The organism is Dyella marensis (assembly GCF_900112865.1).
In the GTDB taxonomy this organism is placed as follows: Bacteria; Pseudomonadota; Gammaproteobacteria; order Xanthomonadales; family Rhodanobacteraceae; genus Dyella_D; species Dyella_D marensis_A.
This window is the reverse complement of record NZ_FONH01000031.1, coordinates 26,646-33,938: the sequence shown is the minus strand read 5'-3', so window position 1 is coordinate 33,938 and position 7,293 is coordinate 26,646. Positions and strand designations below refer to the sequence as shown.

7 protein-coding genes are annotated in these 7,293 nt (G+C 67.8%); 3 read left to right on the top strand and 4 right to left on the bottom strand.

All coding sequences use genetic code 11. The features are described from left to right. Window positions 1-513 precede the first annotated feature (513 nt). A complete protein-coding gene (locus BM172_RS21115; protein WP_035323171.1) occupies window positions 514-963 on the top strand; it encodes a DUF192 domain-containing protein in 450 nt (149 codons plus the stop codon). Between the two features lie 236 nt (window positions 964-1,199). On the opposite strand, the gene BM172_RS21110 is transcribed toward BM172_RS21115, so the two are convergent. Beyond that, window positions 1,200-1,385: a rubredoxin gene (locus BM172_RS21110; protein WP_026634877.1), complete on the bottom strand. Its 186-nt coding sequence runs from the start codon at window positions 1,383-1,385 to the stop codon at window positions 1,200-1,202. A gap of 94 nt (window positions 1,386-1,479) precedes the next feature. Between BM172_RS21110 and thiE the strand changes: the two genes are divergently transcribed. Both thiE and hemL read left to right on the top strand, forming a co-directional pair. After that, a complete protein-coding gene (gene thiE, locus BM172_RS21105; protein ID WP_026634878.1) occupies window positions 1,480-2,115 on the top strand; it encodes a thiamine phosphate synthase in 636 nt (211 codons plus the stop codon). Next, window positions 2,112-3,392 (top strand): glutamate-1-semialdehyde 2,1-aminomutase, encoded by a 1,281-nt coding sequence (hemL, locus tag BM172_RS21100; protein WP_026634879.1) that lies wholly within the window; start codon window positions 2,112-2,114, stop codon window positions 3,390-3,392. Before thiE ends, hemL begins: the two co-directional genes overlap by 4 nt. A gap of 43 nt (window positions 3,393-3,435) precedes the next feature. Here hemL and BM172_RS21095 read toward each other — a convergent pair whose 3' ends face one another. From BM172_RS21095 to BM172_RS21085, 3 genes are all read right to left on the bottom strand, one after another. Then, window positions 3,436-4,671 carry an acetylornithine transaminase gene (locus tag BM172_RS21095; protein ID WP_026634880.1) on the bottom strand — a complete coding sequence of 412 codons (1,236 nt, stop codon included), beginning with the start codon at window positions 4,669-4,671 and terminating at the stop codon, window positions 3,436-3,438. 637 nt (window positions 4,672-5,308) lie between these two features. Continuing rightward, window positions 5,309-6,646, bottom strand: coding sequence for a sigma-54 dependent transcriptional regulator (locus tag BM172_RS21090; protein ID WP_026634881.1), 1,338 nt, complete (start codon window positions 6,644-6,646; stop codon window positions 5,309-5,311). A gap of 214 nt (window positions 6,647-6,860) precedes the next feature. Further along, complete coding sequence (locus BM172_RS21085; protein WP_026634882.1) at window positions 6,861-7,283, bottom strand: VOC family protein; 423 nt, start codon at window positions 7,281-7,283, stop codon at window positions 6,861-6,863. Window positions 7,284-7,293 lie beyond the last annotated feature (10 nt).

The following is a 7,293-nucleotide window of genomic DNA, read 5'->3' as shown; positions in this document are numbered from 1 at the left end:
CATGTGTTAGGCATGCCGCCAGCGTTCAATCTGAGCCAGGATCAAACTCTTCACTTAAGTTTTCGAACATCCGAGGATGCTCTATCTTTCTGAAGCGTTGTCCTAACCATAAAACGTCAAGCTTTTGAATTGACTCTTAGGTTAGACGCTTGCATTTGTTTGGACAGATTGTCCATCCAACGCAAGACGCCCACACAAGTCACCTGCGCACACTGTCAAAGATCAATCACTTGCGATCCGTTCTTCGAATCGCCCCGAGACGTTTCGTCCCGGGTGAGCCGCCCATTCTACATCGTCTTTCCGGTCCGTCAACACCTGCAGCGAAGAATTTTCATCGTGCTGTGTTGCCGTGGAACCCGTCGTCGAAGGCGTTTCGTCGAAGGGGCGAGAATCATATCGTCCGTGCGCGAATCTGTGAAGGGGTTGCGCGGAAATTTTTTCCGCCAGATGACAATCGATGCCCCGCTACACTCGCGCGCATCCACCCACCTATAAGAAGGACTCGAGGTAGCGATGAAAAGCCTGCTAGTAGCGCCCCTGTTGTTCGCTCTCGCCGCAAGCGCCACCGCGGCGCCGCTGTCACAGCCCAGCATCACGCTGCATGGCAAGCGTTTCTCCACCGAACTGGCGCTTACGGATGCGGAGCGCGCGCGCGGCCTGATGATGCGCACGCAACTCGCCGCCGATCACAGCATGCTGTTCGTGTTTCCGGATACGGAAGAGCGCTGGTTCTGGATGAAGAACACGCTCATCCCGCTCGACATCCTCTACTTCGATGCCGACCGCAAGCTGGTCTCGATGCAGTTGGATGTGCCGCCGTGCAAGATGGATCCGTGCGCGACCTATCCGAGCAATGCCCCGGCGCGCTACGTGCTCGAGCTGCCCGCAGGCACGGTGAGCCGCCTCGGCGCTGCCGTCGGCGATGAGCTCGTCGTGGAAGGGATGACCGGCAAGGTGCAGTGATCGGCCGTTGCGGCCAGGTCGTGTGCGCAGGGCACGCCGATGCGGAAGGGAATCAGCGAAGCGGGATGCAGCTTTTCCAGGGCATCCCAATCGTCTTCGAACGGCACGAACTGTTGCATGTGAGGCTCCCTACTACTGATGTGCCCCTCTGCGAGGGGCACGGGAGCATCAGAACACGCGGCCCGGTCAATGCAATGGCAAATTCGGGCCGCGTGCAGGCAAGCGCGGAAGAAACCTCAGTCGACCTCGACCATCTCGAAATCGGCCTTGGTCGCGCCGCAGTCCGGACAGGTCCAGGTATCGGGCACGTCTTCCCAGCGCGTGCCGGGCTCGATGCCTTCGTCGGGCACGCCCTCGGCCTCGTCATAGATAAAGCCGCAGACCACGCACATCCATTTCTTATCGGGAGAGCCCTGACTCATCGTTATTGCGCTGCTTGAAAAGGGAACAAGAGCCGCATTCTCGCAACTCGGCCGGCCGTGCGGAAGCGTACGGCGGCAATCCACCACGATCCCCATGCATCCGAAGCTTCGATATCCCGGCCTTTACGCCATCACCGACGGCCCCCGCGACGACCTGCTGGAGGCCGTGGCCCGCGCCCTGGAAGGCGGCGCCCGCCTGGTCCAGTACCGCGACAAGACCTCCGACCACGCCCGCCGCCACGCCGAAGCCGCCGCGCTCCGCCAGCTGTGCGCCGGGCGTGGCGTGCCGCTGATCGTCAACGACGACCTCGAGCTGGCCGCCGCCATCGGCGCCGACGGGGTGCATCTGGGCGAGCAGGACCTTGCCCTGTCCGCGGCCCGCACGGCGCTGGGTGAGCAGGCGATCATCGGCGTGTCCTGCTACGACTCGCTCGAGCGCGCCCGCGAACTGGCCGCGGCCGGTGCCGACTACGTCGCCTTCGGCGCCTTCTTCCCCTCGCCCACCAAGCCGCTGGCCCGGCGCGCCGCGCCCGAGCTGCTGCGGCAGAGCGCCGCGCTGGGCGTGCCTCGTGTGGCGATCGGCGGCATCACGCCGGACAATGCCGCCTCCCTGGTCGGCGCCGGCGCCGACTACCTGGCGGTGATTTCCGCCCTGTTCGGCGCCGCCGACGTGCGCGCCGCCGCGCAAACCTTTACCGATCTGTACACCTCTTCCGGAATCCCGCGATGACCAACCACGAACTCTTCCAGCGCGCCAAGCAACTGATGCCGGGCGGCGTGAATTCGCCCGTGCGCGCCTTCAAGTCGGTCGGCGGCGAGCCGTTCTTCACCGCGCGCGCCGACGGCGCCTACCTGTGGGACGTAGAAGGCAAGCGCTACATCGACTACGTGGGCTCGTGGGGGCCGATGATCGTCGGGCACAACCATCCCAGGGTGCGCGAGGCGGTCGAGCGCGCGGTTAAGGACGGTCTGTCCTTCGGCACGCCCTGCCCGGCCGAGATCACCATGGCCGAGACCATCACGCGCCTGGTGCCGTCGGTGGACATGGTGCGCATGGTCAATTCCGGCACCGAGGCGACCATGTCGGCGATCCGTCTCGCCCGCGGCGCCACCGGCCGCAGCAAGATCGTGAAGTTCGAAGGTTGCTACCACGGCCACGGCGACAGCTTCCTGGTGAAGGCCGGCTCCGGCGCGCTCACCTTCGGCGTGCCGACCTCGCCCGGCGTGCCGAAGGCGGCGGCGGATCTCACGCTCACCCTTGCCTACAACGACCTGGCCGCGGCCGAGGCGCTGTTCGCCGAGCACGGCGCGGACATCGCCGGCCTGATCATCGAGCCGGTCGCCGGCAACATGAATTGCATTCCCCCGAAGGACGGCTACCTGCAGGGCCTGCGCGCGCTGTGCACGCGCCACGGCGCGCTGCTTATCTTCGACGAGGTGATGACCGGCTTCCGCGTGGCGCTCGGCGGCGCGCAGGCGCACTACGGCATCACGCCGGACCTGAGCACCTTCGGCAAGATCATCGGCGGCGGCATGCCGGTGGGCGCCTACGGCGGCCGCCGCGAGCTGATGGAACAGATCGCCCCGGCCGGCCCGATCTACCAGGCCGGCACGCTCAGCGGCAATCCGGTGGCGATGGCGGCGGGCCTGGCCATGCTGGAACTGATCCAGGAAGCCGGCTTCTACGACCGCCTGGCCGCGCGCACGCGCCTGCTGGCGGACGGTCTGCAGGCGGTGGCCGACGGCGAAGGCGTGCCCTTCAGCACCAACCGCGTCGGCGCGATGTTCGGCCTGTTCTTCACCCAGGAGAAGGTCGAGAGCTACGCCCACGCCACCGCGGCCGACACCGCCGCGTTCAACCGCTTCTTCCACGGCATGCTGGAGCGCGGCGTGTACCTGGCGCCATCGGCGTTCGAGGCCGGCTTCCTGTCCAGCGCGCACAGCGACGAGGATCTCGCCGCGACGCTGGAAGCCGCGCGCCAGACCTTGCGCGCATCCCGCGGCTGAAACAAAGCCGGCGCCACGCTCGAGCGTGGCGCCGGTCAATAGATCAACGCTTGCCGACGAAGTCGGCCAGCGCCGCGCGCAGGCGCGCCAAGCCTTCGGCCAGGTCCGCATCGGTGATGTTCAGCGGCGGCACGAAGCGCAGCACGTCCGGGCCGGCCTGCAGCACCAGCAGGCCGTGCGCGGCAGCGTGATCGAGCACCTCGCCGGCGCGGCCCTTGTACGCCTCCGCCAGCACCGCACCGAGCATCAGGCCGCGGCCGCGCACCTCGGCGAACAGCTTCAGCTCGCCATCGATTGCCGCCAGGCCGTCGCGCAGCGCCTGCGCCTGCTTCGCCACATTGGCCATCAGCTCGGCCGAGGCCAGCTTGCGCAGCGCCACGCGCGCCACCGCCGCGGCCATCGGATTGCCGCCGAAGGTGGTGCCGTGCGCGCCGTACTGCATCACCTCGGCCACCTTCGGGCCGGCCAGCATCGCGCCGATCGGGAAACCGCAGCCCAGCGCCTTGGCCAGGGTCACGATGTCCGGCGTCACCCCGTCCTGCGCGTGAGCGAACAAGGTGCCGGTGCGACCCATGCCGCACTGGATCTCGTCCAGCACCAGCAGCGCCTCGTGCGTGTCGCACAGCTCGCGCGCGCGGCGGATGAAGGCGGGCGAGGCGGGCAGCACGCCACCTTCGCCCTGCACCGGCTCAAGCATCACCGCGGCCACGTCGCCCTGGGCAAAGGCCGCTTCCAGGCCGGCGACGTCGTTGAAATCGAGATAGCGGAAGCCGCCCGGCAGCGGCTCGTAGTTTTCCTGGTACTTCGGCTGCGCGGTGGCGGTCACCGCGGCCAGGGTGCGGCCATGGAAAGAGCCGCGGAAGGTCAGGATCACCCGCTGCTCCGGCGCGCGCCCCTTGGAGGCGGCCCACTTGCGCACCAGCTTGATCGCCGCCTCGTTCGCCTCGGTGCCGGAATTGCACAGGAACACGCGCTCGGCGAAGCCGGAGGCCTGCACCAGCTCCTCGGCCAGGTGCAGCGGCGGCTCGGTGTAGAACACGTTGCTGCTGTGCCAGAGCTTGCGGGCCTGGGTCACCAGCGCGTCGACCAGGTCGGGATCCTGGTGGCCGAGCGCGTTCACCGCGATGCCGGCGCCGAGGTCCACATAGTCACGGCCTTCGGTATCCCACACGCGCGCGCCCTTGCCGTGATCCAGTACGACCTCGCGGGGTCGGTACACCGGCAGCCAGTAGCGCTTGCCGAGATCGATCAGGGACGACGATGAATCCTGCGCGTGCATGAGGGGCTCCTGGCGTTGCCGCGGGGCAAGGCCATCGAATGGCGAGTGGGGATACGCCCGCCTGGCGGCAGGGCGTTCCGCATCGTAGAACCAGCGCCCCCGCATTTCCACGCGCCGTGCGCCGGCGTTGTTCGCGGCGGCGTTACAGCGACACGCCGGCGATACACCCCCGGGCCGGGACATGGCGCCTTGCCGCACGCCATTCCGCGGCGGGACGCCGCGCGACAAGCGATACATCGGCGTTACACCCACGCCCTGAGCGTTTTCGCAAACCCTTGAATTTCCTGGGCGACAGGCATGCCTGAAGGCTGGCACGCCACTTGCCCTATGAATCATCGACCCAGTTCAAAGCCATCCCTCTCGATGGCGACGCGGGCGGTAACCCGGCGATCCCTGTGGCCGGGCACCAACGGAGGCCCCCGGCTGACCCCTGTAGGTCGGGGGCCCTCCGTCTCTTTTTATCTCCCTCAGTTTCCGCAATGGAATCCTTCTCCCCTTGGGAGAAGGTGCCGGCAGGCGGATGAGGGTTCGGGCGGAGCGGTGCACATCACCCTTGCGCTCCGAGCGTACCCTCACCCCCACCCCTCTCTCCCACGGGGACTACCTTCGGGTCGCCGGCGGGAGAGGGGCTCATCAGTCAGCGCAATTGTTCCAGCGCGAGCCCATGCTTCTTGCACAGGCGATAGATGGTGACGCGCGAGACCTTCAGCCGCCGCGCGCATTCGCTGACATTGAAATGGCATTCGCGCAGGCAGCTGATCACCGCCTCGCGTTCTGCCGCCACGCGAGCGCTGCCCAGGGTCGCGCGGCCCGAGGGCATCTGCGAGATGTGGGACAGATCCAGGTCTTCGGGCGTGATCAGCGCATCCTCGGCCACCACCGCCGCGCGTTGCACGCGGTTGAGCAGCTCGCGCACGTTGCCCGGCCAGCCGAAGTGGCGCATGGCCTGGCGCGCCGCGCTGCTGAAGGTGCGCGCGTGGCTGCCATGGTGTTCGCGGAACGCATCGAGGAAATGCTGGGCCAGCAGCACCACGTCGTCCTCGCGCTCGCGCAGCGCGGGCATGTGGAGGCGCAGCACGTTGAGGCGGTAGTAAAGGTCCTCGCGAAAACGCCCCTGCTCCACCGCCCGCTCCAGGTCGACATGGGTCGCCGCCAGCACGCGCACATCGAGCGTGATCGACTGGCTGCTGCCCACGCGCTCCAGCGTGCCTTCCTGCAGAAAGCGCAGCAGGCTGGTCTGCGCATCCGCCGGCAGGTCGCCGACTTCGTCGAGGAAGACGGTGCCGCCCGCGGCGGTCTCGAAATGGCCCAGCCGCCGCGCATTGGCGCCGGTGAAGGCGCCGCGCTCGTGGCCGAACAGCTCGGACTGCACCAGGTTCGGCGGCAGCGCGCCGCAGTTGATCGCCGCGAACGGGCGGCCCGCGCGGCGCGACAGGCTGTGCAGCGCGCGCGCCGCCACTTCCTTGCCGGTGCCGGTCTCGCCGGTGATCAGCACCGGCAGGTCCACCGGCGCGTACTTGCGCACGCTGGCGATCACCGCCCGCGTGGCCTTGCTGTGGCCGGTTATGCCCAAGTCGTCCGGCTCGACGGCCACGATGTCGCCACCGAGGTAACCCAGGGAATCGAGCAGCCGGTCGACATCGACCGGCGCGGTGAACACGTCGACGCAGGTATCGATGACCCCGCCCAGCGCCGGTTCGCCTACCGGCATCTCCGCCGGCATCAGGGCCAGCCACGGCAGGCCCGGGTGCGCGTCCATCACCAGCGCCATCGCGGTCATGCCGGCGGCATCGGCGTCGCGCAGATCCGCCACTGCCACCACGCTATTGCCGCCGCGCGTGCCGATGCCACCGACCGCGGCCGCGTCGGCGACGCGCACGTACCAGCCGGCCCGATTCAGGCGCATCCGCTCGGTGGCGCTGGGTTGGCCGAACCACACGACGCAACGCTTGGCCTCTGCCTTGCTCACAGCCATGGGCCTATCCCCCGTCGCCGTTCTCGGACGTGACGCGGTCTCCCAGCCGCGCCTGCGGTCACGTTCCGCAGGACCCTTCCCCCGGGGCTGCTACAGAAGTGTGATATGCATCACACGTTATACGTTTGTGCAGGCCATGGGCACCGTCCAAACGGACGGCACGGGGTCAGCCAGATGGGGGAGCGGGCGCGCGGCCCGCTTGCGCGAAATGTGCTTACCAGACGCCGGTATTGGGCATCGATGCCCACGGCTCCTGCGGCGGCAGGCGGCCGTCGCGCTGCAGCAGCTCGATCGAGATCAGGTCCGGCGAGCGCACGAACGCCATGTGGCCGTCGCGTGGCGGGCGGTTGATGGTGTAGCCCAGGTCCTGCAGGTGCCGGCAGGTGCGGTAGATGTCGTCGACCTCGAAGGCGAGGTGGCCGAAATTGCGCGCGCTGCCATAGTCCTCGTCAGAGTCCCAGTTGTAGGTCAGCTCGACTTCCGCTTCCGGCGAAGCGGGCGCGGCCAGGTAGATCAGGGTGAACTTGCCGGCGGCGCTCTCCATCCGGCGCGTTTCCTGCAGGCCGAGCCCGTCGCAGAAAAAGCGCAGGCTGGCGTCGACGTCGCGCACGCGGACCATGCTGTGCAGGTACTTCATGGGTTAGTCC

Excerpts from the sequence above, each read along its gene's own strand:
- BM172_RS21115 (WP_035323171.1), top strand. The coding sequence starts at position 514 with ATGAAAAGCCTGCTAGTAGCGCCCCTGTTGTTCGCTCTCGCCGCAAGC.
- BM172_RS21110 (WP_026634877.1), bottom strand. The coding sequence starts at position 1,385 with ATGAGTCAGGGCTCTCCCGATAAGAAATGGATGTGCGTGGTCTGCGGC.
- thiE (WP_026634878.1), top strand. The coding sequence starts at position 1,480 with ATGCATCCGAAGCTTCGATATCCCGGCCTTTACGCCATCACCGACGGC.
- hemL (WP_026634879.1), top strand. The coding sequence starts at position 2,112 with ATGACCAACCACGAACTCTTCCAGCGCGCCAAGCAACTGATGCCGGGC.
- BM172_RS21095 (WP_026634880.1), bottom strand. The coding sequence starts at position 4,671 with ATGCACGCGCAGGATTCATCGTCGTCCCTGATCGATCTCGGCAAGCGC.
- BM172_RS21090 (WP_026634881.1), bottom strand. The coding sequence starts at position 6,646 with ATGGCTGTGAGCAAGGCAGAGGCCAAGCGTTGCGTCGTGTGGTTCGGC.
- BM172_RS21085 (WP_026634882.1), bottom strand. The coding sequence starts at position 7,283 with ATGAAGTACCTGCACAGCATGGTCCGCGTGCGCGACGTCGACGCCAGC.